This window comes from Halomonas alimentaria, from assembly GCF_009902005.1.
In the GTDB taxonomy this organism is placed as follows: Bacteria; Pseudomonadota; Gammaproteobacteria; order Pseudomonadales; family Halomonadaceae; genus Halomonas; species Halomonas alimentaria.
Map to the genome: position 1 here is coordinate 2,716,609 of NZ_WUTT01000001.1, position 24,314 is coordinate 2,740,922.

The 24,314-nt window shown below is 66.0% G+C and carries 22 protein-coding genes and 2 tRNA genes; 11 read left to right on the forward strand and 13 right to left on the reverse strand.

Features of this window, described 5'->3' with window-relative positions; translation table 11 throughout:
* Nucleotides 1-129 precede the first annotated feature (129 nt).
* The 4 genes from GRB96_RS12850 to sdhC are packed head-to-tail and all read right to left on the reverse strand — an operon-like array spanning nucleotide 130 to nucleotide 3,355.
* Nucleotides 130-834, reverse strand: coding sequence for a succinate dehydrogenase iron-sulfur subunit (locus GRB96_RS12850; protein WP_161432511.1), 705 nt, complete (start codon nucleotides 832-834; stop codon nucleotides 130-132).
* A gap of 26 nt (nucleotides 835-860) precedes the next feature.
* Nucleotides 861-2,633 (reverse strand): succinate dehydrogenase flavoprotein subunit, encoded by a 1,773-nt coding sequence (gene sdhA, locus GRB96_RS12855; RefSeq protein WP_161432512.1) that lies wholly within the window; start codon nucleotides 2,631-2,633, stop codon nucleotides 861-863.
* 3 nt (nucleotides 2,634-2,636) lie between these two features.
* Complete coding sequence (sdhD, locus tag GRB96_RS12860; protein ID WP_161432513.1) at nucleotides 2,637-2,984, reverse strand: succinate dehydrogenase, hydrophobic membrane anchor protein; 348 nt, start codon at nucleotides 2,982-2,984, stop codon at nucleotides 2,637-2,639.
* Entirely contained in the window at nucleotides 2,978-3,355 is a 378-nt protein-coding gene (gene sdhC, locus GRB96_RS12865; RefSeq protein WP_161432514.1) for a succinate dehydrogenase, cytochrome b556 subunit, read from the reverse strand. Before sdhC ends, sdhD begins: the two co-directional genes overlap by 7 nt.
* 453 nt (nucleotides 3,356-3,808) lie before the next feature.
* On the opposite strand from sdhC, the gene gltA reads away from it, so the two are divergent.
* The gene (gene gltA, locus GRB96_RS12870) at nucleotides 3,809-5,092 is read left to right on the forward strand and encodes a citrate synthase (RefSeq protein ID WP_161432515.1); all 1,284 of its coding nucleotides are present in this window, start codon (nucleotides 3,809-3,811) and stop codon (nucleotides 5,090-5,092) included.
* 88 nt (nucleotides 5,093-5,180) lie between these two features.
* The gene (locus GRB96_RS12875; protein ID WP_161432516.1) at nucleotides 5,181-6,071 is read left to right on the forward strand and encodes an NAD(P)-dependent oxidoreductase; all 891 of its coding nucleotides are present in this window, start codon (nucleotides 5,181-5,183) and stop codon (nucleotides 6,069-6,071) included.
* 406 nt (nucleotides 6,072-6,477) lie between these two features.
* Here GRB96_RS12875 and GRB96_RS12880 read toward each other — a convergent pair.
* The 3 genes from GRB96_RS12880 to gltX all read right to left on the reverse strand — a co-directional run bounded on the left by GRB96_RS12880 (nucleotide 6,478) and on the right by gltX (nucleotide 8,191).
* Nucleotides 6,478-6,553 (reverse strand) — tRNA-Glu (locus GRB96_RS12880).
* A gap of 24 nt (nucleotides 6,554-6,577) precedes the next feature.
* Nucleotides 6,578-6,653, reverse strand: a tRNA-Ala gene (locus tag GRB96_RS12885).
* 59 nt (nucleotides 6,654-6,712) lie between these two features.
* On the reverse strand, nucleotides 6,713-8,191 hold the full coding sequence (gltX, locus tag GRB96_RS12890; RefSeq protein WP_161432517.1) for a glutamate--tRNA ligase: 1,479 nt from the start codon (nucleotides 8,189-8,191) through the stop codon (nucleotides 6,713-6,715).
* A 135-nt stretch (nucleotides 8,192-8,326) separates the two neighbouring features.
* Here gltX and GRB96_RS12895 point away from each other — a divergent pair, with 135 nt between their 5' ends.
* Nucleotides 8,327-8,500 carry a hypothetical protein gene (locus tag GRB96_RS12895; protein ID WP_161432518.1) on the forward strand — a complete coding sequence of 58 codons (174 nt, stop codon included), beginning with the start codon at nucleotides 8,327-8,329 and terminating at the stop codon, nucleotides 8,498-8,500.
* 105 nt (nucleotides 8,501-8,605) lie between these two features.
* On the forward strand, nucleotides 8,606-9,202 hold the full coding sequence (locus tag GRB96_RS12900) for a helix-turn-helix domain-containing protein (protein WP_161432519.1): 597 nt from the start codon (nucleotides 8,606-8,608) through the stop codon (nucleotides 9,200-9,202).
* Between the two features lie 29 nt (nucleotides 9,203-9,231).
* Here GRB96_RS12900 and GRB96_RS12905 read toward each other — a convergent pair whose 3' ends face one another.
* Nucleotides 9,232-9,837 (reverse strand): hypothetical protein, encoded by a 606-nt coding sequence (locus tag GRB96_RS12905; protein ID WP_240894165.1) that lies wholly within the window; start codon nucleotides 9,835-9,837, stop codon nucleotides 9,232-9,234.
* A 128-nt stretch (nucleotides 9,838-9,965) separates the two neighbouring features.
* On the opposite strand from GRB96_RS12905, the gene dusA reads away from it, so the two are divergent.
* Nucleotides 9,966-10,961: a tRNA dihydrouridine(20/20a) synthase DusA gene (gene dusA, locus GRB96_RS12910; protein WP_161433120.1), complete on the forward strand. Its 996-nt coding sequence runs from the start codon at nucleotides 9,966-9,968 to the stop codon at nucleotides 10,959-10,961.
* 6 nt (nucleotides 10,962-10,967) lie between these two features.
* Here dusA and GRB96_RS12915 read toward each other — a convergent pair whose 3' ends face one another.
* Nucleotides 10,968-11,999: a succinylglutamate desuccinylase/aspartoacylase family protein gene (locus GRB96_RS12915; protein ID WP_161432520.1), complete on the reverse strand. Its 1,032-nt coding sequence runs from the start codon at nucleotides 11,997-11,999 to the stop codon at nucleotides 10,968-10,970.
* Nucleotides 12,000-12,173: 174 nt separating this feature from the next.
* Between GRB96_RS12915 and GRB96_RS12920 the strand changes: the two genes are divergently transcribed.
* Complete coding sequence (locus GRB96_RS12920) at nucleotides 12,174-12,788, forward strand: TetR family transcriptional regulator (protein WP_161432521.1); 615 nt, start codon at nucleotides 12,174-12,176, stop codon at nucleotides 12,786-12,788.
* Nucleotides 12,789-12,801: 13 nt separating this feature from the next.
* On the opposite strand, the gene GRB96_RS12925 is transcribed toward GRB96_RS12920, so the two are convergent.
* The 4 genes from GRB96_RS12925 to GRB96_RS12940 form a co-directional block, all read right to left on the reverse strand.
* Nucleotides 12,802-13,500, reverse strand: a complete 699-nt coding sequence (locus GRB96_RS12925) for a hypothetical protein (RefSeq protein WP_338074037.1) — start codon at nucleotides 13,498-13,500, stop codon at nucleotides 12,802-12,804.
* A gap of 155 nt (nucleotides 13,501-13,655) precedes the next feature.
* Nucleotides 13,656-16,835, reverse strand: coding sequence for an efflux RND transporter permease subunit (locus GRB96_RS12930; RefSeq protein WP_161432522.1), 3,180 nt, complete (start codon nucleotides 16,833-16,835; stop codon nucleotides 13,656-13,658).
* Complete coding sequence (locus GRB96_RS12935) at nucleotides 16,832-18,103, reverse strand: efflux RND transporter periplasmic adaptor subunit (RefSeq protein WP_161432523.1); 1,272 nt, start codon at nucleotides 18,101-18,103, stop codon at nucleotides 16,832-16,834. Before GRB96_RS12935 ends, GRB96_RS12930 begins: the two co-directional genes overlap by 4 nt.
* A gap of 119 nt (nucleotides 18,104-18,222) precedes the next feature.
* Nucleotides 18,223-19,725 (reverse strand): TolC family outer membrane protein, encoded by a 1,503-nt coding sequence (locus GRB96_RS12940; RefSeq protein ID WP_161432524.1) that lies wholly within the window; start codon nucleotides 19,723-19,725, stop codon nucleotides 18,223-18,225.
* Between the two features lie 124 nt (nucleotides 19,726-19,849).
* Here GRB96_RS12940 and GRB96_RS12945 point away from each other — a divergent pair, with 124 nt between their 5' ends.
* Genes GRB96_RS12945 through GRB96_RS12965 form a run of 5 tightly spaced genes read left to right on the forward strand, consistent with a single transcriptional unit; the run spans nucleotide 19,850 to nucleotide 24,212 of the window.
* Nucleotides 19,850-20,692, forward strand: coding sequence for an alpha/beta fold hydrolase (locus GRB96_RS12945; protein WP_161432525.1), 843 nt, complete (start codon nucleotides 19,850-19,852; stop codon nucleotides 20,690-20,692).
* A gap of 1 nt (nucleotide 20,693) precedes the next feature.
* Nucleotides 20,694-21,815, forward strand: coding sequence for an MlaE family ABC transporter permease (locus GRB96_RS12950; protein WP_338074038.1), 1,122 nt, complete (start codon nucleotides 20,694-20,696; stop codon nucleotides 21,813-21,815).
* Nucleotides 21,812-22,603 carry an ABC transporter ATP-binding protein gene (locus GRB96_RS12955; protein ID WP_338074039.1) on the forward strand — a complete coding sequence of 264 codons (792 nt, stop codon included), beginning with the start codon at nucleotides 21,812-21,814 and terminating at the stop codon, nucleotides 22,601-22,603. Before GRB96_RS12950 ends, GRB96_RS12955 begins: the two co-directional genes overlap by 4 nt.
* A 2-nt stretch (nucleotides 22,604-22,605) precedes the next feature.
* A complete protein-coding gene (locus GRB96_RS12960; protein WP_161432527.1) occupies nucleotides 22,606-23,544 on the forward strand; it encodes an MlaD family protein in 939 nt (312 codons plus the stop codon).
* A 56-nt stretch (nucleotides 23,545-23,600) separates the two neighbouring features.
* Complete coding sequence (locus tag GRB96_RS12965) at nucleotides 23,601-24,212, forward strand: ABC-type transport auxiliary lipoprotein family protein (protein ID WP_161432528.1); 612 nt, start codon at nucleotides 23,601-23,603, stop codon at nucleotides 24,210-24,212.
* Nucleotides 24,213-24,314: the final 102 nt, after the last annotated feature.

Consider the following 24,314-nt stretch of genomic DNA (forward strand, 5'->3'; position numbering starts at 1 on the left):
ATGGTCAGAAGCCGGCACCCAGGGCACCGGCTTCCAACACTGTGTCCCTGCTACCCGCGACCCATGGTCGCAGGAGATGGGCTGGACATATGATACCAAGCCCCGGAACACGATTTAAGTGCCATCGACTCAGCTACCGTTGGCCAACAGCATCTCGCGGATCTTGCCGATCGCGCGAGTGGGGTTGAGCCCCTTGGGGCACACCGCCACGCAGTTCATGATGCCGCGGCAGCGGAACACGCTGAACGGATCCTCGAGCTCGGACAGGCGCTCGCGGGTGGCGGTATCCCGGGAGTCCACCAGGAAGCGGTAGGACTGCAGCAGACCCGCGGGCCCCACGAACTTGTCCGGGTTCCACCAGAACGACGGGCAGGAGGTGGAGCAGCAGGCGCACAGGATGCACTCGTAGAGGCCGTCGAGCTTGTCGCGATCCTCCGGTGACTGCAGGCGCTCGATGGCCGGCGCCGGCTCATCGTTCTGCAGGTAGGGCTGGATGCGCTCGTACTGCTGGTAGAACAGCCCCATGTCGACGACCAGGTCACGGATCACCGGCAGGCCAGGCAGCGGGCGCAGCGTAAGCTTGTTGCCCTTCACCACCTCGGAAAGCGGCGTGATGCAGGCCAGACCGTTCTTGCCGTTCATGTTCATGCCGTCGGAGCCGCACACGCCCTCGCGGCAGCTGCGACGGTAGGCCAGGCCGTTGTCCTGCTCCTTCATCATGTGCAGGACGTCGAGCACCATGACGTCGCGGCCCTGGGTGTCGACCTGGAACTCCTGCATGTAGGGCGCGGAGTCGGTCTCCGGATTGTAGCGGTAGATGGATACCTGAAGCATCGTGGCTCACCCTCGTATTTGCTGAATTAGTAGGTACGGACTTTCGGCTCGAAGGTGTCGACGGTCCTGGGCTTGAAGTTCACATCACGCTGACCGACCGACTTGTCGGCCGGGAAGTAAAGCGAATGCTTCAGCCAGTTGACGTCGTCACGGTCCGGGTAGTCGTAGCGAGAGTGGGCGCCACGGCTCTCCTTGCGCTCAAGGGCGGCGATGGCAGTGGCCTCGGCGACCTCCATCAGGTTGTCCAGCTCCAGCGCCTCGACACGCGCGGTGTTGAAGGCGTTGGTCTTGTCGGGCAGGTAGGCGTTGGCGATACGGCCACGCAGTTCGGCCAGCTGCTTGACACCCTTCTGCATGTTCTCCTCTTCGCGGAACACGCCGAAGGAGTTCTGCATGATGGCCTGCAGTTCACGCTTGAGCTCGGGCACGGTCTCGCCGCCCTCGGACTCGTTCCAGCGCGTGATACGCTTCATCGCGGTCTCGACGTCGGACTCGGAGGCGTCGAGGTAGTCGATACCCTCGTTGAGTGCGCCTTCGATGAACATGCCCGCCGCGCGGCCGAACACCACCAGGTCGAGCAGCGAGTTGCCACCCAGGCGGTTGGCGCCGTGGACCGAGACACAGGCCGCCTCGCCACAGGCGAACAGGCCGTTGACGATCTGGTCCTTGCCGTCTTCACCACGCATGATGGCCTGGCCGTGCACGTTGGTCGGCACGCCACCCATCATGTAGTGACAAGTCGGCACCACCGGGATCGGCTCCTTGGCCGGATCCACGTGGGCAAAGGTCTTGGAGAGCTCGACGATGCCGGGCAGACGCTTGCCGAGGACTTCCTCGCCCAGGTGATCCAGCTTGAGGTAGACGTGGTCGCCGTTCTCGCCGCAGCCACGGCCCTCGAGGATCTCCATGACCATGGAACGCGCGACCACGTCGCGGCCGGCCAGGTCCTTGGCGTTGGGCGCATAGCGCTCCATGAAGCGTTCGCCATCCTTGTTGACCAGGTAGCCACCCTCGCCACGGCAACCCTCGGTGACCAGGGTGCCCGCACCGTAGATGCCGGTGGGGTGGAACTGCCACATTTCCATGTCCTGCATCGGGAAGCCGGCGCGCAGCGCCATGCCGATGCCATCACCGGTGTTGATCAGGGCATTGGTGGTGGAGGCGTAGATACGACCGGAGCCACCGGTGGCCAGCACGGTCGCCTTGGACTTGACGTGCACCACTTCGCCGGTCTCGATGTCCATGGCGATGCAGCCCACCACGTCGCCGTTGGCATTCTTGACCAGATCGACGGCATACCACTCGTTGAGGAAGGTGGTGTTGTTCTTCAGGTTGTTCTGATAGAGCGTGTGCAGCAGGGCGTGACCGGTACGGTCGGCCGCTGCACAGGTGCGTGCCGCCTGGCCACCGGCGCCGAAGTCCTTGGACTGGCCACCGAACGGACGCTGGTAGATGCGGCCGTTGTCGAAGCGCGAGAACGGCAGGCCCATGTGCTCGAGTTCGAAGACGGCCTTGGGACCCTCGGAGCACATGTATTCGGCGGCGTCCTGGTCGGCGATATAATCACCACCCTTGACGGTGTCGTACATGTGCCAGCGCCAGTCGTCGTTGGGATCGGCCGAGGCGATGGCACAGGTGATGCCACCCTGGGCAGACACGGTGTGCGAGCGGGTCGGGAAGACCTTGGAGAGTACCGCGGTCTTCTTGCCGGACTTGGCGAGTTCCAGGGCGGCCCGCAGGCCGGCACCGCCACCGCCGATGATGATGGCGTCGAAGGTCAGGCTACGCATGTTGGACATGAATCAGGCTCCCCACAGAATCTGAATGCCCCAGACCAGGAAGGCAAAAATGGCCAGGATGACAAGAAGTTGAACGGTCACGCGGATGGCGGTCGGCTTGAGATAGTCGGTGGTCACGGTCCACAGCCCCACCCAGGCGTGGCCAGCCAGAGAGACGAAGGCCAGCAGCGAGAAGATGCGCATCCAGGTCTGGGCGAACAGGCCGCTCCAGGTCGCGTAGTCGAGATTCGGGTTGAACAGCAGGTAGAGAACGATGAAGAGCGTATAGAGCGCCAGGATGATGGCCGAGACCCGCTGGATCAGCCAGTCGGAGAGGCCACTGCGGCCGAGGTTCGTGACGTTGGTTACCATACCCAGACTCCCGCCAGAATGATCAGTACGGCGCTCACCACCACGGTGATCTGCGCCTTCTTGTGGCCGCCCTCGAGGGTCACGCCGATATCCATGTCCATCAGCAGGTGCTTGATGCCGGCAACGAAGTGGAATGCCAGGGCAGACAGCAGACCCCAGGCGATCAGCTTGGCCAGGAAGTTGCCGGCCAGTGCATCGCTTACCGCGACAAAGCCTGCCGGGGAGGAGAGCGATGTGCTCAACGCCCAGAAGGCAAAGATCAGGCCAATGAAAAGGATGACGCCGGTGATGCGGTGAGCGATCGACGTCAGGGCGGGTAGCGGAAACTGTATCGTGGACAGATCCAGATTTACGGGTCGTTTGCTATTCACGGCTCTCTACACACTCTCTATGGCCCGCTTTGGGAAGCCTGGACAGGCGCCGGGCGGGCGGTGGTTTCGGGAAGGCATCGGCCGTTGCCGGAGGGCGGCAAGACCGGCTGTACCTGCCAGTCGCGCGGGGTGGATTATAGGGGCCCGCCCGCCCCATGACAAACCGGGCGGCCCCCGACTAGACCATGGTACAAAGCTCTCGCCCTTCCCTTTTCTCCGCTCTGCCGGCGTGAGCCGCCGGGCAGCCCCGCGTAATGGTGCTTTGCACCATTTCCTATGCAAGTCCTATGCAACAAGACGATCAGAGTAGATGAGAGCCCTCGCCATGGGCTAATTGACAATCGCTGGGACGCTTCTATAGTGGGCGAACCTTTTTCGCCGGCATCCCCCTGCGAAGACGCCAAAGAATGAATGACTTATCGCCCTAATCACGAACTCGAGAGGAGGCCTTTCATGGCTGACAGGAAAGCGACGCTGACGGTTGACGGCCTGGACAAGACGATCGAACTGCCCGTCTACTCGGGCTCCCTGGGCCCCGACGTCGTCGACGTCCGTGGACTCGGCGCCGAAGGCTTGTTCACCTATGATCCCGGCTTCATGGCCACCTCCTCCTGCCAGTCGGCCATCACCTACATCGATGGTGGCAAGGGCGTCCTGCTGCATCGCGGCTACCCCATCGACCAGCTGGCGAAGGAGTCGAACTTCGTCGAGCTCTGCTACCTGCTGCTGTTCGGCGAACTGCCCAACGACGAGCAGTACGCCGACTTCGAGTCGCGGGTCAGCAACCACACCATGGTCCACGACCAGATCAACAACTTCTTCAAGGGCTTCCGTCGCGATGCCCATCCGATGTCGATCCTGTGCGGCGTCGTGGGTGGCCTGGCCGCCTTCTATCACGACCACATGGACATCAACGTCGAGGAGGATCGCATCATCAGCGCGATCCGCCTGATCGCCAAGATGCCGACCATCGCCGCGATGTCCTACAAGTACAATGTGGGCCAGCCGTTCAACTACCCGCGCAACGACCTGAACTATGCAGAGAACTTCCTCTACATGATGTTCAGCACGCCGTGCGAGGAGTACAAGATCAACCCGGTCTACGCCAAGGCGATGGACCGCATCTTCATGCTGCATGCCGACCACGAGCAGAACGCCTCCACCTCCACGGTGCGCCTGGCGGGCTCCACCGGCGCCAATCCGTTCGCCTGCATCAGTGCCGGCATCGCGGCCCTGTGGGGCCCAGCCCACGGCGGCGCCAACGAGGCGGTGCTCAAGATGCTCGACGAGATCGGTGACGACTCCGAGGAGAACATCCAGCGCTTCATCGACAAGGCCAAGGACAAGGATGATCCCTTCAAGCTGATGGGCTTCGGCCACCGCGTCTATCGCAACTTCGACCCGCGCGCCAAGGTGATGAAGGAGACCTGCGATGAGGTCCTGGCCGAGCTCGGCATCGACGACCCGCAGCTCAAGATCGCCAAGCGTCTGGAGCAGATCGCCCTGGAGGACGAGTACTTCGTCGAGCGCAAGCTCTACCCCAACGTCGACTTCTACTCCGGCATCATCCTCAAGGCCATGGGCATCCCGACCAACATGTTCACCGTGATCTTCGCGGTGTCGCGCACCATCGGCTGGATCTCCCACTGGCACGAGATGCTCAGCGACAGCTACAAGATCGGTCGCCCGCGCCAGCTCTATACGGGCCACGACCAGCGCGACTATCCTGCCAAGTAAGTCGCTGGCAGGCATCGCGACCTATCACAGAAAGCCGCCTTCGGGCGGTTTTCTGCGTTATCCCAACCCGAAGAACAAGGAATTCTCCATGAGCCAGAAGATCTCCACCGTCGCCTTTATCGGCCTGGGCGTGATGGGCTACCCCATGGCCGGCCACCTCGCCCGCGCAGGCCTCGACGTGCGCGTCTACAACCGCACCCCGGCCAAGGCCGAGGCCTGGGCCGGGGAACACGGAGGCAGCCACCACGCAACGCCGTGCGAGGCCGCCAGCGGTGCCGACCTGATACTGGTCTGCGTGGGTAACGACGACGATGTACGTGAGGTCACCACCGGCGAGAACGGCGCCCTATCCGGCATGGCCGAGGGCAGCCTGCTGGTGGACCACACCACGGCTTCCGCTGATCTCGCCGAGGAGCTGGATGCCGCTTGCCGCGAGCGCGGCATCGGCTTCGTGGACGCTCCGGTCTCCGGCGGCCAGCAGGGTGCCGAGAACGGCGCCCTGACCATCATGTGCGGTGGCGATGACGCCGATTTTGCCTGCATCGAGCCGCTACTCGGCCACTACGGTCGCGCGGTGACGCTGATGGGCCCCGCCGGCAGCGGCCAGCTCACCAAGATGGTCAACCAGATCTGCATCGCCGGCCTGGTCCAGGGGCTGGCCGAGGGGCTGCACTTTGCCGAGCAGGCCGGTCTCGACCGCCAGCGGGTAGTGGACGTGATCTCCAAGGGGGCCGCCGGCTCCTGGCAGATGGAGAACCGCCACGGCACCATGATCGCCGACGAATATGAGCACGGCTTCGCCGTTGACTGGATGCGCAAGGATCTCGGCATCTGCCTGGAACAGGCACGCCGACTCCAGGCTCGCCTGCCGGTAACCGCCCTGGTCGACCAGTTCTATGCCGACGTCCAGGTGATGGGCGGCGGTCGCTGGGACACCTCCTCGCTGCTGCGTCGCCTGCGCGCCGTGAAGCCCGACTGACCCTTTCCCGCGGCGGCCTTCAGGGCCGCCGCAAGGTTGTTTTTCCACTGCCCCGGCGTTTTCCACACATTCTGTGGATAACCCTGTTCAAAACCCCTCGAAAAGGTCTCACAATCGCCATGATCAGCGGCCTGAGCTTAGATTGATCATTTTTTGATCGCGTATAAACTGTTGTTTTTAAAGGGATTTAATTAAAAGCCAGGCAGCGCGGGCCTTTGCGGCCGAACTATGCACAGACAGCCGCACGGAACCATGCCGAGTGGACAAGTCAAGCGGAAATCGCCACGAAATCGGCGTCAGGGAGGGGGTATAACGTGAGAAATGTCAACGCTGGCAACAGGCGCTTTGAGGTATCACCGGGGAACAAAAAGGGCACCCACAAGGGGGTGCCCTTTTTGAATCAAGATGGCGTCCCATAGGGGGTTCGAACCCCTGTTCCCGCCGTGAAAGGGCGGTGTCCTAGGCCACTAGACGAATGGGACGTGACCTTCACGCTGCGCACGAATTGGTGGAGCCTAGCGGGATCGAACCGCTGACCTCAACACTGCCAGTGTTGCGCTCTCCCAGCTGAGCTAAGGCCCCAACGTGCCGTGAAGACGAGGCGTATGTTACTGATCCGCCCCGACTTCGTCAACTCTTTTTCAGAGCTCCCTGTATTCCTTCTCGAAGCGCTTGGCCTGCTTCTTGGAGACACCGCCCAGCACCTCGATGGCGTGGCGCAGCCGTGCCCGGGTCATGTCCGAACCGAGGATCGCCATGGCATCCATCACCGAGGTGCTGGAGGGCGAGCCGGTCACGGCAATGAACACCGGAGCCAGGAACTCCTTCATCTTGAGCTCGAAGTGTGCCGCAAGCGCCTTGACCTCGGCGAGCAGCGCCTCCTTGTGCCAGGCGGGTAGCGTCTCGAAACGCCACACCAGGAACTGCAGCAGCTTGAGCAGGTCCTCGCGGCCCAGCTTCACACCGTCGAAGCTCTCCTCGCTGATGCGCGGCAGGCCGGAGAAGAAGTGACCCGCGAGCGGCACCACCTCGGAGAGGGTCTCCACGCGTGGGCGCACCTGGGGCAGGATCTCCCTGACGTAGGGCTCGTTGAAGGCCCACTCCATCAGCGCTTTGAGGAAACCCTCGTCGTCCAGCTCTTCGCGGATATAGAGGCCGTTGAGCCAGGTCAACTTCTCCAGGTCGAAGACCGGCCCGCCCAGCGAGACCCGCTGGATATCGAAGTGGGCCATCATCTCGTCGAGGCTGAACTTCTCGCGCTCATCCGGCATCGACCAGCCCATGCGGCCCAGGTAGTTGGTCACCGCCTGGGGCAGGTAGCCCATGCGCCGGTAGTAGTTGATGGAGGTCGGGTTCTTGCGCTTGGAGAGCTTCGACTTGTCCGGGTTGCGCAACAGCGGCATATGGCAGAGCTGCGGCATCTCCCAGCCGAAGTACTCGTAGAGCAGCTGGTGCTTGGGGGCGGAGTTGATCCACTCCTCGCCGCGCAGCACATGGGTGATGCCCATCAGGTGGTCGTCCACCACATTGGCCAGGTGGTAGGTGGGCATGCCGTCGGACTTGAGCAGGATCTGGGCATCCACCTGGGCCCAGTCCACCTCGATGCTCCCGCGCAGCATGTCCAGGACCACACAGGTGCCGCTGGCCGGCACCTGCATGCGCACCACATGCGGCCACCCCTCCTTCTCGCGGCGTGCCTGCTCCTCGGCGGGCAGAGCCAGGTCGGCGGGCTTGAGCGCCAGGTGCATGCCCGCGGCCTTGCGTGCCTCGCGCAGCTCGTCCAGCTCCTCGCTGGTGCGGTAGCAGCGGAAGGCGTGGCCCGACTCGATCAGCTGGCGGGCGTACTCCGCGTAGATATCGCCGCGCTCGCTCTGGCGGTAGGGGCCATGGGGGCCGCCCACGTCGGGCCCCTCGTCCCACTCCAGGCCCAGCCAGCGCAGCGAGTCGAGGATCATCTGTTCCGATTCGGCGGTGGAGCGCACCCGGTCGGTATCTTCGATGCGCAGGATGAACTGACCGCCGTGCTGGCGGGCGAAGCACAGATTGAACAGGGCGATGTAGGCGGTGCCGACGTGGGGGTCGCCGGTCGGTGATGGCGCGATACGCGTGCGTACGGTCATGTCGTTACGGTGTCCCGGGTCCGATGGTGGATGGATGGCGGCATTATACGCACCTGCCGACGCCTCGGCAGCCGTGGCCGGGAATCATCCTGCCTGACCGGGGTCAATGTCTGGTCATCTGCGAAGGAGAGCGTGATGCTCGGCCAACTCCCCGAGGGCTTTACCGCCCTGATTACCGGTGCCGGAGGCAGCATCGTCGCTGCCGTGGTGGACGCCCTGCTGGTGCGCCCCGGGCGGGTGATCGGCGTCGGGCGATACGCCGAGAGTGACAGCTTCTATGACTGGGCCGGCGAGCCGGTCGCCTGGTAGCCTTCGCAGTTGCAGCGTTGGCCGCACGCTATTGCACAGGCCCAGGTGATCGCAGATCATCTCGGGTCATCACAACAACCTCACGAAAGTCGACAGGATGGAGACATGCACCAACTAGGCCCGCGGATCAAAGCGTTGCGCGAGGAAGCCAAGCTCAACAAGGCCGCCCTCGCTCGCCGGGTGGGTGTCTCGGACGTGACCATCTCCTACTGGGAGTCCGGGGCTATCAAGCAGATCGGCCACGAGCGCCTGGTCGCCCTGGCTCGTGCCCTGGAGTGCCCGCTCTCCCGCCTGCTGGAGGGTGACAGCAGTAACCGCGCCGCGCCGCTCTATCTGCGGAGACACCCGCCGGCCCCCTGGCATGATCGCCACGCCGGTCGCATCGTCCTGCCCTTCGAACTGGTGCCCGAACTCGAGTGGGAGGGCGACTGCTTCCTGGTCACGCCGGCCCCCGACGAGCCCTTCGACTATCTCGCCCCCGGCGACCTGGTCGCCGTGGCGCCCACCGACATCTTCCGCCGCGCCGGCCTCTACCTGATCCAGCAGGAGGGCGAGCACCGGGTACGCCACGTCACCCAGGCCACGGACGGCGCCCTGCGCTTCGCCCACCCCGGCGCCGACACCTCCTCGGGCTACACCTCCGACACCCTGCTGCTGGGCAAGCTGCTGGCACGCTGGCAGCCCGGCCTGCTACAGACATGATCGGCTAGCGGCGCCCTTACGACGGGCGTCTACTCGACTCGCAGCACTTCCACCCGATCGTGGGTACGGCGCGTCTCGCTGCCCACCAGGAAACGCTGGCTGAAGCTGGCCACCTGCCCCAGGCCATGCCGGGATTGCCCCACCAGGGGACCGCTGAGATGCTCGTTCTCCTCGCCCAGGCGGTCACGCACCGAACGTGGCTGAACGCTGCTCTCCTGCACATCGACGGTGACGCGATAGCCACCATCCGGCAGCCCGCTGCCGGGGCCGAAGGGACCCGCCACGAAACCGCCAGCCTCCACCGACACGCGCTCGCGCCAGCGCACCCCGCTGAGTTCCCTCTCCACGATGACCTGCAGGCGAGTTGCCTCGGGCAGGTTGGTGCTGCCCTCCACCGTCAGGCGCCGATCGCTACCCAGTCGGGAGGTAATCTCGATCGCTACCGGCTGGTCGAAGGGCGGCACCTCGGGTGCCTCAGGCTCGGGCGCAGCCTGCGGCTCGGGAGTCTCGGCGGCGGAGCTCGTCTCGGCTGGCTCGCTCGCCGGCGGCTCGCCCTCGCCACCGCACCCGGCCGTCGCCAGCGCCATTCCTACCAGCAACGCCCACGAAAGTATCGCGCATCGAGCCCTTGCCATCTGCCATCTCCGACTATGTCATTAACTCTCAGGCTACCACTCCCGGGGGACTGGCGTCGTCCACCCCTCGGCCTGACCGCGGGGGACTGATAAACTATGCGCCTTCTCGACCGACACCCGTGATGCCGATGCCCCAGCTCGACCGTACCTTCTCCGTGGCGCCCATGATGGATTGGACGACCCGCGACTACCGCGCCTTCGCCCGGACCCTGACGCGCCACGCCCTGCTCTATACCGAGATGGTGACCACCGGGGCCATCCTGCACGGTAGTCCTCGCGAGCGCTTCCTGGGCTTTGATGAGGTGGAGCACCCCATCGCCCTGCAGCTGGGCGGCAGCGATGCCGGCGAGCTGGCCGAGTGCGCTGCCATCGCCGAGGCGTGGGGCTATGACGAGGTCAACCTCAACGTCGGCTGTCCCAGCGATCGGGTGCAGAACAACCTGATCGGTGCCTGCCTGATGGGCCACCCGGAGAAGGTCGCCAGCGCCGTGCGCGCCATGCGCGAGGCGGTATCGATCCCGGTCACGGTCAAGTGTCGCATCGGCATCGACGACCAGGACGAGGACAAGGATCTTTCGCGCTTCATCGACATCGTCGCCGACGCCGGCTGCGACACCTTCATCGTGCATGCGCGCAAGGCGTGGCTGGAGGGACTCTCCCCCAAGGAGAACCGCGATGTGCCGCCGCTCAACTACTCCCGGGTGCATCGACTCAAGGCGAGCCGCCCCGAGCTGCATATCGGCATCAACGGCGGACTGAAGACACTCGATGCCTGCCGCGAACAGCTCGAATACGTCGACAGCGTGATGGTCGGCCGCGAGGCCTACCAGAATCCCTGGCTGCTGGCTGGAGTCGATGAAGCGCTCTACGGCGAGCCGGGGCCGGCAGTGAGCCGCCATGCAGCGGCCCGTGCCCTGCGCCCCTATATCGCCCGACGACTCGAAGAGGGCGCCAAGCTCAACCACCTCACCCGCCACCTGCTGGGCCTCTTCCAGGGCCAGCCGGGCGGACGCAAGTTCCGCCGTCACCTCTCCGAGAACGCCCATCGTGAGGGCGCGAGCCTGGCGGTATTCGACGACGCCCTGGGCCTGGTCGCCGAACGCGAGGCCGCCGCCGTGGCCTGAGGCCACTCAGTACAGGGGGTCGGGCGGCGGCTCCAGGCTGGAGTGGAAGTCCTCGATGGCGCTCTCCGCCTCCTCGATGGCATCGAAGCGGGCGATATGGAACAACGCCTCGCCTTCGTTGGCCAGCGGCAAGCGGCTCATGCCGATGACGATGCCATCGGCCATGGCATGCACCTCCCCTTCCGCGTTACCGAAGGGATCCGCCACCCGGCCCAGCACATCGCCCTTGGCCACCCGGGCGCCCAGGCGCACCTTGGGGCGCAGGATGCCGTCGATGGGCGCCCGCGCCCAGCTCGAGCCATTGGCCACCTCGGCGGCCGGCGGATCGCGGCGACGCCGCTCGCCGGCCAGCATCCCCAGGCGGCGCATCACCCTGATCACCCCACGCACCCCGGGAGTGATCGCCCATTCGTCGAAGCGCAACGCCTCACCGGCCTCGTAGGTCAGCACCGGGATGCCACGATTCTGGGCGTAGTGACGCAGGCTGCCCTCGCGCAGCTCGGCGTTGAGGATCACCGGTGCACCGAAGGCATTGGCCATGAGTTCGGTCTCGCCACCCGCCACCAACTGGGCTCGGATCTGGGGCAGGTTGGTGCGGTGGATCGCCCCGGTGTGCAGGTCGATGATATGCGTGGCCTGATCGACGATCGCCTCGCGGAACAGCGCCGCCATGCGCCCGCCCAGGGAGCCCGACTCGCTGCCCGGGAAGCAGCGGTTGAGATCGCGCCGGTCGGGCAGGTAGCGACTGTGCTGCACGAAACCGAAGACATTGACGATGGGGGCGGCTATCAGTGTCCCGCGCAGTCCCTGGAGCTGCTTCGAACGCAACAGACGGCGCACGATCTCCACGCCGTTGATCTCATCACCGTGGATGCCGCCGCATACCAGCAGCGTGGGCCCTGCCTGGCGGCCATGCACCACCTCCACCGGAATCGAGAGCGGTGCATGGGTATACAGGCGTGCGGCGGGCACGTCGATCTGGGTCCGGGAACCGGCGGCAATCCTGATGCCGGCGAGATCGAAGGGGGCTCTGGCCATCGGGCGCTCCTTGAGCTGACGTTCACCGAATCCTTATACGCCCCGCGAGCGGCGATGGCGAGGGCTCTCGCGAACCATGACGTCGACAAGGGTGCCAGGCATACATGCTTGTATGTAAATACCCGAAGGGATCGGGTAGAATACTGGCATCTTTCCCCGCATGAGGCTCGTTCCATGGCCCGACGCACCAAGGCCGAGGCCGCTGCCACCCGCGAGGCACTGCTCGACGCCGCCGAGGAGGTATTCCTCGAGAAGGGGGTCGCCCGTACCTCCCTGGAACAGATCGCCCGCCACGCCGGCATGACACGCGGTGCTGTCTACTGGCACTTCCGCAACAAGGCCGACCTCTTCCAGGCGATGCTCGGCCGGGTGCGCATGCCCTTCCAGGAGCTGGTTGCGGAGATTGGTGATCCAAGCCTGGTGGAGCGCCCCCTCGAGGCCATTCGGCTGGCCATCCTCAAGGGCTTCGAGCGTCTGGAACAGCCCCAGTATCGGCGGGTCCACGCCATCCTGATCCACCACTGCGAGGTGTTCGGCGACATCGACCCGCTGGCCATGCAGAACGAGATGGCCGACGAGTCCTGCGGTGCGCTGGCCGACTACTTCACCTGCGCCGCCCGCCTGGGCCATCTGCGCGACGACCTCTCGCCGGTCATCGCCGCCGAGCTGATGCAGGCGATGCTCGGCGGCCTCTTCCACGACTGGCTGCGCAACCACGAGCGCTTCTCGCTGGTGGCCAAGGGCCGCGAGCTGGTGGATACCCAGCTCGCCCTGATGCGTCGCGCCTAACCACTCAGACCCATCAAACGGTGGCCGAGCGGCCTCCACCAAGGCGCAGGCGGTGGAGGTGTGAGCGCGCCTCACGAAACTCCCTGGCGTCGACGCTGCGATAGGCCCCCTCCTCCGCCACATACTTGACCAGCACCCGGTGTTCACCGACGCGTGGCATGCTGCCCTCCTTGCCGTGCAGACGCACCTCATGCTGCGGGTCATCGAGCAAGGCGGCGCGGGTCCACCCATCGCCATCCGGTTCGGCCAGTACCTCGACATGCTCACCGAGCAGGCAGCGCTGGTGGCCGAGCAGGTGGCGATGAAACCAGCGACGCATCGAACCGCAGAGTGCCGCGGCAAGCGGTGAGGCGATGGCGAAGGCGCCCCACAGCACCACCACCCCCAGTGGCACCCGGAACAGGCCCAGCTCCAGCCAGCGCAGGCCGAGCAGCTCCACCGCCAGGGTGATGGCCGCCGCCAGCAGCAGCAGTACCGAGAGCGAAAACGAGGCCGGCACGCCGGCGAAGCCCAGGGCGACCAGCGAGCTTGAGAGATAGTCCCCCTTCAGGCTGTCGTGCTCGAAGAGCTCCAGCGGCGCCAGGTGCAGCGCCACCAGTACCCAGTAGAGCAGTGCCAGCGGCAGCAGCACGCTGAACACCACCACCGGAAAACTCAGCGCAATCTCCATGACGAACTGCATGACTACCTCCTCGCGGTAATGCTTAGCCAACGAATCAACTCCTGCTCCTCACTATAGCCGATCCGCTGCGCCCCGTGGCGAGTCCTCCATGACCTGCGTCATGGCCCGTCGTACAAGGGCCCATGGCAACAGGGGGCGCCTCCTGTGAGGCGCCCCCTGTCATGGTGACCCGACCGCGGACAGGATTAGCCCTGTTCGGATGCCGGGGCCTGGTGTTGCCCCTCCTTGCCGCGCAGCTTGCGTCCCAGCCAGGCGGAGATCGAGGCGATCATGGCGTAGAAGCTGGGAATGAAGAAGCTGCCCAGCACGGCCACCGAGCCCATGCCCACCGCCACCGTGGTACCGATATGGTGGCTGCTGACGTCACTCGCCCCGCTGGCCAGGGCCAGTGGCAGGGTACCGAAGATAAAGGCCAGCGAGGTCATCACGATGGGCCGGAAGCGCAGCTCCGCCGCACTGATGGCCGCCTCGCGGATCGTCTTGCCCAGCTCCTTGCGCTGCAGCTCGGCGAACTCGACGATCAGGATGGCGTTCTTGGCCGCCAGGCCCACTACCACCAGCATGCCGATCTCCACATAGACGCTGGTATCCAACCCGCGCAGCACGATGCCACCGATGCCACCCAGGAAGGCGAAGGGCGTGGCGGTCAGTACCGCCAGCGGCAGCGACCAGCTCTCGTACTGGGCGGCGAGGATCAGGAACACCATCAGCAGGCCGAAAATGATCGCCAGACTGGCGGTGCTGCCCATCTGACTCTCCTGATAGGCGGTGCCGGTCCAGCCCATGCCCCAGTTGTTGCCGAGCTCCTCCGCGACGATCTCCTCCATGGCGGCAATCGCCTCGCCGGAGCTGTAGCCCGGTGCCGGGCCGCCCTGGAACTGGGCCCCCAGATAGACACCGAAGCGTGACACCACCGCCGGCTTGGCCTGGCGCTCCAGGGTCACGAACTCCGAAAGCGGAATGCGCTCGCCATTGCCTCCGCGCACATAGACCTTGCCCATGTCATCCGGCGTCTTGCGGAACTCGTCCTCGTTCTGCAGGTAGACCTGGAAGTTGCGGTTCTGGTAGCTGAAATAGTTGACGAAACCGTTGCCGAAGGTATTGGACAGAGTGGAGTTGAGCTGCTGCAGCGACACGCCATAGCTCAACGCCTTCTGCTGGTCGATCTCGGCGCGGTAACCCGGCACGTTGACATTGAAGGTGGTAAAGACGCGCTGCAGTACAGGATTCTCACCCGCCGCCTGCATCACCTTCAGCGAGGCCTGGAAGAGCTCCTGGGGAGTGGCACCCTCGAAGGACTGCAGGTAGCCGGTGAAACCGCCGGTGGTGGAGAGCCCCATGATCGGTGGCACGTTGAATGCCATGGCCGAGCCGCCGGGGACCTGTGCGCCCAGCTGCATGATCCTGCCCACCAGCTCATCGGCGGTCAGCTCGCGCTCCTCCCAGGGCAGCATGTTGATGAACATGACACCGCGGGCGGAGTTGACCGCACTGGAGAGGATGTCATAGCCCGCCACGGCGGAGCTGTACTCGACCCCCTCGATCTCCTCGATTCGGGAGCTCAGTTCGTCCATGTAGGCACGAGTCCGGTCCAGCGAGGCAGAATCGGGCAACTGTATGCTGGCGAGCACCACGCCCTGGTCGGTCTCCGGCACCAGCGTCGAAGGGGTGGTCTGGTACAGCCACCAGGAACCGCCGATCACCAGGCCGGTAAGCAGCAGCGCCAGGCCCCAGAAGCGCACCAGTACCTTGACCACCCACATGTAGCCGGCGGTGATTCCGGCAAACAGGCTATCGAACAGACGCAGCGGGGTGTTCACGGCGCGCATCAGTTTCGACTCACCCAGCTGCGGCTTGTGCTTGATGAACACGGCCGACAGGGCCGGGGTGAAGGTCAGCGCCATCAGCGCCGAGAAGGCCACCGAGATCGCCACGGTCAGAGCGAACTGCTGGTAGATCTGTCCGGTGAAACCGCCCAGGAAGGCCACCGGCACGAATACCGCCGCCATGATCAGCGAGGTAGCGATGACTGGGCCACCGACCTCCTTCATGGCACGGATGGTGGCCTGAGTGACCGTGATCTCCTCGTCCTCGCTGAGCACCCGCTCGACGTTTTCCACCACCAGGATGGCGTCGTCCACCACGATGCCGATGGAAAGCACCAGGGCGAACAGCGTCAGCAGGTTGATCGAGAAGCCGAACATGTAGAAGCCGGCGAAGGTGGCCAGCACCGAGACCGGCACCACCGACATGGCGATCACCGTGAAGCGCCAGTTCTGCAGGAAGATAAACAGGATCACACCGACGATCAGGAACGCCTCGATGAATACCTTGGTCACGGTGTCGACGGAGGCGCCGATGAACAGGGTGGTGTCGTAGGGCACCACGTACTCGAGTCCCGGCGGGAAGCGCTCCTCCAGCTCGGCCATGGTGTTGTGGACCGTCTGGGCGGTCTCCAGGGCGTTGGCGCCGGGCTGCTGGTTGATAATGATCGGCGTCATGGTGGCGCCGTTGAGCTTGGCACCCACCCCGTAGAATGACGCGCCCAGCTCGATGCGCGCCACGTCCTGCAGACGCAGCGACGAGCCGTCGGGGTTGGTGCGCAGGAAGATCTCGCGGAAGTCGTCGACGTTGTTGAGACGACCACCGGCGGTGATGGTGTAGGTGAAGGCGCGTGGCTCGCTCTGGGGCGTACTGGCCAGGCTGCCCGCCGGCACTTCGGTGTTCTGGGAGCGTATCGCCGCCGCCACTTCGGTGGGTGTGAGGTCGTACTGGGCCAGCTTGTCGGGATCCATCCAGATGCGCATGGCGAACTCGCCGCCCCCTAGCACCTCGGCCTCACCTACGCCGGGAACCTGGCGCAGCTCGTCGAGGATGTTGAGGGTGGCATAGTTCTGCATGAAGACGTTGTCGTAGTCGCCTTCCGGCGAGATCAGCGCGACCAGCATCAGGATCGAGCTGGAGCGCAGTTCCACGGTCACGCCCTGGGACTGCACCTGCTCGGGCAGCTGCGACAGCGCCCCCTGCACCCGGTTATTGACGTTGATGGTGTTGATATCGCCATCGGTGCCGATATCGAAGGCCACGCTGAGGCTCATCATGCCGTTGTCGGCACTGGTCGAGGTCATGTAGAGCATGTCCTCGACGCCATTGATGGCCTCGGCCAGGGGGGCGGCCACCGTCTGGGCCACCGTCTCGGCGTCGGCACCGGGGAACTGGGCGGTCACCGAGACGGTGGGGGGCACCACGCTGGGATACTGCTCGATGGGCAGCACGCGCATGCTGGCCACCCCGACCACTGTCAGGATGATCGCCAGTACCGTGGCGAAGATCGGCCGCTTGATGAAGAAGTTGGAGAAGCTCATGAGGCGTTGTCCTCAGCGCCCTCCGCGGGTGCCCCCGACTCGGCCTCGGCCGCCGCTTCCACTTCCTGCTGCTCGGCCTGGCGTTCCTGCTCCTCGACCTCCTCGACGATCTCGCCGGCCTCGCCATCGAAGGGCTGCGGGTCGATGGTCACCCCCGGCTCGATGCCAGCCAGGTCACCGACCACCACGCGCTCGCCCTCCTCGACGCCGTCGCGCAGGATCTGCCAGGGTCCGGCCACCTCGCCCAGGCCGACCGGACGGGCACGGGCCACATTGTCCTCGTCGAGCACGAATACCTGGGGCCCCATCAGGCCCTGGCCGACGGCGATCTCGGGCACCGCCAGCACCTCGAAGCGCTTGAGTCCCTCGAGCCCGACACGCACGAACTGCCCGGGAAGCACACGCCCCTCGGGGTTGGTGAAGGTGGCACTGGCCTGAACGGTACTGGTGCCCTCCTCCACACGGGAGCCGAGGAAGTCCAGGCGCCCCTCGAGGCGCTCGCCGGCGTTGCCATCCAGGCCAGGCACCTGCAGAACCGCTCTGATCTCGGCGATATCTCCGCTGCCCGCCAGCTGGCGGCGCAGCTCGAAGGCATCGCGTTGGGGCAGCTGGAAGCGCACCTCCAGCGGGTCCAGCGGCGTGATGGTGGCAAGCTGGGTGCCGTTGCTCACCAGATTGCCCACGTTGACCCGGGAGAGGCTGATCATTCCCGACACCGGCGCGGTGACCTCGGCGTAGTCGAGATCAATGCGCGCGCTGGCCAGGGCCGCCTCGGCCTGGGCCACCGCTGCGCGCGCCACGCCGAGTTCGGAACGTGCCTGGTCATACTGCTGTCGGCTCACCGAGTTCTGGCTGAGCAGGCGCTCGAAGCGGGTGGCATCGCGCTGAGCACGCTCCAGTTCGGCGCGAGCGCTCTGCAGGTCGGCCTCACGCTGATTGACCACCGCCTGGTAGACGTCCGGCTCGATGGAGTAGAGCACCTGCCCCTCCTCCACCATCTCGCCGGGTTCGAAGTGTCGCTGCTCCAGGGTGCCGGTGACGCGCGCCACCAGGGTGACCTCGTCGTCGCTGCGCAGCAGCGAGGGATAGGAGCGCTCCAGGGCAACATCCTGGCGGGACAGCTCGGCCACCTCCACCGGGTGCGGCGGCTTCTCCTGCCCGCCCTGCTGGGCCTGCGCAGGAGCCTCGTCCTGACCACAGGCGGCCAGGAACAGGCCGGCGACCAGGACGAGGAGGCCCGCCCGGCCGAATCGGAATGCAGTCTTCATGTGCGTGGGGTTCCCGTTATGACGTCAAGGTGGAACGAATCTTACATTCATTCTTGTATGGATGTAAACATTAGCCGCCTAAGCAAAGCCCAGACGGCCAATGCCCGCGATACCTGCCGCTAGGGCGTGGGGCGCTCGCCGATATCCATCACCGGGTCGCCCCCCCCCTCGTCCGGTAGCTGAAAATCAACGCTGCCGCCATCGAGCCAGGCGTTGACCTCGGCCAGGGCCTCCTCGTCGAGGGTGCCGGCCTGCTGACGCAGCGTCAGCAGGTTGATCACGTAGTCGTAGCGGGCGCTGGCCAGGTCGGCGATGGCATCGTAGAGGCTCTGCTCGGCGTTGAGCACATCGACGATATTGCGGGTGCCCACCTCGTAGCCGGCGCGGGTAGCATCCAGGGCGCTCTGGTTGGAGACCACCGCCTGGGCGCGCGCCTCCACCGTGGAGACGTCGTTGGTCACCCGGGTATAGCTGGAGCGTACGTCCTGGATGGTGCTGCGCCGCTGAGCCTCGAAGTCATACTGGGAGGACTCCAGCAGATAGGTGTTCTGACGCACCGAGGCACTGGTGCGTCCACCGGTATAGAGCGGCAAAGTCGCTTCCAAGCCAATCCGGCTATCCGAGTCGTAACCAGTTAGACCATCGGTATCGCTATCCGAATAGTTGTAGTTGGCGAAGGCGTTGACCTGCGGGAGGCGCCCGGCGCGGGCGATCTCCACCGCACTGCGCGACACCTCGATGCCGGCCTGGCTGGCCAGTACCTGGGGGTTGTTCTGCATGGCCAGCTCCACCCAGGCACCGCGATCGGTCGGTGTAGGTGGGGCGATGGCAAGCTCCTCGCCCAGGGCATCGATGCTGTCGTAGCGCTGGCCGGTAAGCCGCTCCAGGGCCTCGAAGCGCACCTGCAGGTCGCTCTCGGCGGCGATGCGGACCGCCCTGGCCTGGTCGAAGGCCGCCTTGGCCTCCTCCACTTCGGTGATGGCGATCAGGCCCACCTCGAACTGCTCACGGGCCTGCTCGAGCTGGCGATTGATGGCGCGCTCCTGGGCGCGGCGCGCCTCCAACACCTCATGGGCACGCAGGATCTCGAAGTAGGCGCTGGCCACCTCGATCAGCACGCCCTGCTCGGTGGCGGCCAGGAGATAAAGTTGCTCATCAATCTGGCGCTCACTGCGCTCCACCTGGCGACTATCGATGGCATTGAATAGAGCCTGAGTAGCACGAAGCTCAAGTCCAACACTGTTGATATTGTCATCTTGCGGTTGAGAACCGCTCGATTGTGCGGCAGCAAACGCTTGCAGTTCATCACTGAACCCGCTGAGATCTGGGCCAGAGCCAGATCTGGCCTGACTCTCGTACTCTCGGCTGTGGGCCAGGTTACCGGTGACACTGACCTGGGGCAGCAGGTCGGCCCGCTCCACGTCGCGCCCGGCCTCGACGCCGCTGGTCTGGGAGCGCGCCGAGGCCAGCTCGGCGTTGTTCTGCAGGGCGTCCTGGGCGATGGTCAGCAGGTCCGCCGCCTGGGCAGGTGCCGCCAGGGCGGAAGCCACCATCATCGGCAGCAGGGCGCGGCGCAGCACTCGTGCAGGGCGGGCACAACGCGACGGGCAGGGTGACGTCATCGGCTCATCCTCGATCGATGGAAGGTTGATATACATACATTGTCGCATGTTCGTGGATCGATTCCACCTTATCATCGAGGATAAATATGGCATATCGTGGACTCCCAGGCGGCGGAGGCGCAGCATGCAGCACCTTGAATGGATCAGCGTAGACGATCTCGACGTGGCCGTGAGGGTCTGGCACCCCGGCGCCTCCCGCACACTGGTGGCCTGGCACGGCCTGGCCCGTCACGGTGGTGACTTCGCGGCCCTCGCCCACCGCCTCGGCCCCGGGTGGCGGGTGCTGGCACCGGACACCCCGGGACGCGGCCTCTCCACCTGGTCGCCTCGGCCCGAACGCGACTACACCTACGCCCGCTACGCCGAGATCGCCCGCGTCATGCTCGACCACTTCGCTCTCGAGCGAGCGGCCTGGCTGGGCACCTCCATGGGCGGCCTGCTGGGCCTGCGCCTGGCGGCCGAGCCGGCCACCGCCTCGCGCATCGAGCGCCTGGTGCTCAACGATATCGGGCCCGAACTCGAGCCGGCCGGCCTGGAGGAGCTCGGCGACTATTTCTCGCGCCCCCATGAGTTTTCGACCTTCCAGGACCTCGCGGTGGAGCTGCGCCATCACTATGCCGGCTTCGGCATCGCCGATGACGACACCTGGCGTCGCCTGGCGCTGGAGAGCGCACGCCGCCTGCCCGACGGGCGCTGGAGCTTCCACTACGACCCTGACATCACCGCGCAGTTTGCCCACGATACCCCGCGGGACCTGTGGGCCGACTGGCACGCCCTGCGTTGCCCGGCGATGGTGATCCGCGGCGCCGACTCGCCCCTGCTTGCCGCCACCACGGTGGCGCGCATGGCCGAGACGCAGCCCGGGCTCATCACCCTGGAGGCGGCCGGCTGCGGCCATGCCCCCTTCCTCGATCGCGACAGCCAGGTCGAGCCGCTGCGTCGCTTCCTCGCCGCCGAGGAGCCCTGAGGTGGCATCGCAACCCGGAGAGCTTCTCCTCGAGGCGGGCACCCCGCACCCGCGTGGCGACTGGACCCTCGAGCACCACACCAACCTGCGCCACCGCATCGATGCGGCGCGCCGTGCGGGGGCCGGCGCTCCCGAGTCGCTTGACGAGATCGCCGCCATCGATACCGCTGGCGCCGCACTGCTTGCCGAGCTCACCGGTGCCGAGTATCTGGCAGGAATCGATGAGCGGGCCCCGGGACTTCCCGCCGAACGCCGAGCCCTGCTGCGGGCGGTGGGCGAGGCACTCACCCGCTGCGAGACTCCGGCCGCGCCACGCCCCCATCCCCTGCGTGGCCCGCTGGCCGATATCGGACGCCGCATGGAAGGCATCGGCCGCCAGCAGACGCAACTGCTCGGCTTTATCGGCCAGGTACTCGCCACCCTGGCCACCAGCCTCTGGCGGCCCAGGCGCTGGCGCCTCACCTCGGTGGTCTCCCAGGTTCACCAGACCGGCCTGGATGCCCTGCCCATCGTCGCCCTGCTCACCTTCCTGGTGGGGGCGGTGGTGGCGTTTCTCGGCGCCACGGTGCTGCGCGACTTCGGCGCCACCCTCTACACGGTCCACCTGGTGGCCTACGCCTTCCTGCGCGAGTTCGGTGTGATCCTGGCCGCCATCCTGCTGGCCGGGCGTACCGCCAGCGCCTTCACCGCCCAGCTCGGCGCCATGAAGGCCAACGAGGAACTCGACGCCCTGCGCACCCTGGGCCTCGACCCGGTGGAACTGCTGGTGCTGCCGCGGGTGGTGGCACTCTGCATCAGCCTGCCGATCCTCACCTTCGTGGGAATGCTCAGTGGCATCCTCGGCGGCGCCATGGTCTGCCTGGTGGCCCTGGACATCTCGGCGGCCCAGTTCCTGGCCATCCTCGAACGCGACATCGCCGTGCAGCACTTCCTGGTGGGCATCGGCAAGGCCCCGTTGTTCGCCTTCGTGGTCGCGGTGATCGGCTGCCTGGAGGGCTTCAAGGTCAGCGGTAGCGCCCAGTCGGTGGGCGAACACACCACCTCGAGCGTGGTGCAGTCGATCTTCATGGTGATCCTGCTCGATGCGGTGGCCGCGCTGTTCTGCATGGAGATGGGCTGGTGAGCGAGACGCCGCAACCACTGATTCGCGTGCGCGACCTGGAGAACCGCTTCGGCCGCCATGTCGTGCACCAGGGGCTGGACCTGGACCTCTACCCCGGCGAGATCCTCGGCGTGGTGGGCGGCTCCGGCACCGGCAAGTCGGTACTCTTGCGCAGCATCGTCGGCCTGCTACGCCCCAGCGCCGGCAGCATCGAGGTGTTCGGCCAGGACCTGCAGCGCCTGCCCGCCGCAGAGCGCTCGCACCTCGAGCAGCGCTTCGGCGTGCTCTTCCAGCGCGGGGCACTGTTCACCTCGCTGACCCTGGCCGAGAACGTCGCCCTGCCGCTGATCGAGCATGCCGGCCTGCCCCGGCCCGAGGCCGAGGCGCTGGCCCGGCTCAAGCTGGCCCTGGCCGGACTGCCGGGCCAGGCCGCCACCCAGTACCCGGCCGAGCTCTCCGGCGGCATGATCAAGCGCGCCGCACTGGCCCGCGCCCTGGCGCTGGACCCCGAGGTCCTGTTCCTGGATGAGCCCACCGCGGGCCTGGACCCGATCGGGGCGGCCGCCTTCGACCAGCTGCTGCTGACCCTGCGTGACGCCCTGGGGCTGAGCGTGTTCCTGGTCACCCACGATCTGGATACCCTCTACACGGCCTGCGACCGGGTAGCGGTGCTGGCCCGCGGGCACGTGCTGGTGGCCGACCGCCTCGAGAGCGTGGCGGCCACCGATGACGACTGGATTCGCGACTACTTTCACGGCCCACGTGGCCGCGCGGCCGAAGGCGCCGCTCGCACCGCCAAGGAGAGTTGACCATGGAGCCCCGCGCCCACCACGTGCTGATCGGCCTGTTCACCGTGCTCGCCCTGGGTGGCGCCCTGCTGTTCGCGTTATGGATGGGCAAGTCGAGTCTCGACCGCAATGACACCTGGTACGAGGTAGTCTTCGACCGGGCGGTCAGCGGCCTGGCCGAGGGCAACGCCGTGCAGTACAGCGGCATCGAGGTGGGTAACGTGGCCGAACTGCACCTCGACCCCAAGGATCCACGCCGGGTGCGCGCGCTGATCCGTATCGATGCCAGCGTGCCGATCAAGGCCGATACCCGCGCCAGCCTGGCACTCGCCAATATCACCGGCAGCATGAACATCCAGCTCTATGGCGGCACCCCGGAGAGCGAGCGCCTGGTGGGCAATCGCGAGAATCCCCCGGTGATCCGGGCCCGCCCCTCACCGCTGAGCTCGCTGCTCAGCAACAGCGAACAGCTGATGATCCGCTTCAATCGCCTGCTCGATGGCGCCAGTGAGCTGCTCTCCGACGACAACGTCGCGCACCTGTCACGGAGCCTGGCCAACCTGGAGCAGGCCACCGCCCGCCTCTCCGGCGACGAGCTCGACCTGGCGGCCCTCGGCGAGCGCGTCGAAGCCACCCTGATCCAGGCCGAGGCGACGCTTGAGACCTACGCCCGGTTTGGCGAGCGTGCCGACCGGCTGCTCGACGCGGAGGGCCGGCGCACCCTGAGCCACGCCGAACGCGCCATGGCCTCCCTGGAAGAGGGTGCCGGCCGGCTGGCCCGCCTGACCGCCGACCACGAACAGGAGATCGCCCGCGGACTGCAGGGCATCGGCGAGCTCGATCCTGCCATGCGGGAACTGCACGCCGCGCTGCGCGCCCTCAACCGCCTGGTGCGGCGCCTCGAGGATAGCCCCGCCGACACCCTGCTGGGCCGCGACCCGCTGCCCCAGTACGAACCTTGAAAGTACACCCCTTGAAAGTACGCCCCTTGAACATACACGCCATGAGAGTCCAGCCCATGAGCCCACGCCACCTTGCCCCCACCCTGCTGGCCCTGCTGCTGGTGCTTGCGGCCGGCTGCACGATCCTGCCCGAGCGCGAGCCCCAGCGGCTGTTCGCCCTGCCCGGGGGTACCGATATCGATGCCTTGGGCCCGACCACGACCGCTACCCTGCGCATCGATTCGCTTACTGCCAGCGCGCCTCACGGCGGCAACCGGCTGCTGGTGATGCCGCGTGCCAATGAGTTCGAGGCCTGGGCCGGGGTGCGCTGGCGGGACGACGCCCCGCGACTGCTGCAGGAGCGATTGCTCGAGGCCTTTCGCCACGCCGGGCGCCTGGGCGGCGTGATCGACGATACCAGCAGCGCACGCAGCGACGCGGTCCTGGGCGGCCATCTCGCGGCCTTTCACCTGCGCCTCGACGGTGATGCTCGCCGGGCCGTGGTGCGCCTGGACGCCCAGCTGATCGACGAATCCAGTCGCAAGCTGCTGGCCAGCCGCCGCTTCGAGACCATGGCCGAGGCCAGCGACGCCACGCCCGAGGCGGCGGTGATGGCCTTCGGTGTGGCAAGCGATGAGCTCGCCGAAGTTCTGACAGGCTGGGCGATAGAGGTTCTGGAGGACCAGTAGATCATCAGGATGCCACAGTTCCTTGATATAGCTCACGGCACCTCCGGCGGATAACGTGCATCATCAAGGGAGTTCCAGGAATGGGGAGAATCGGCATGGACA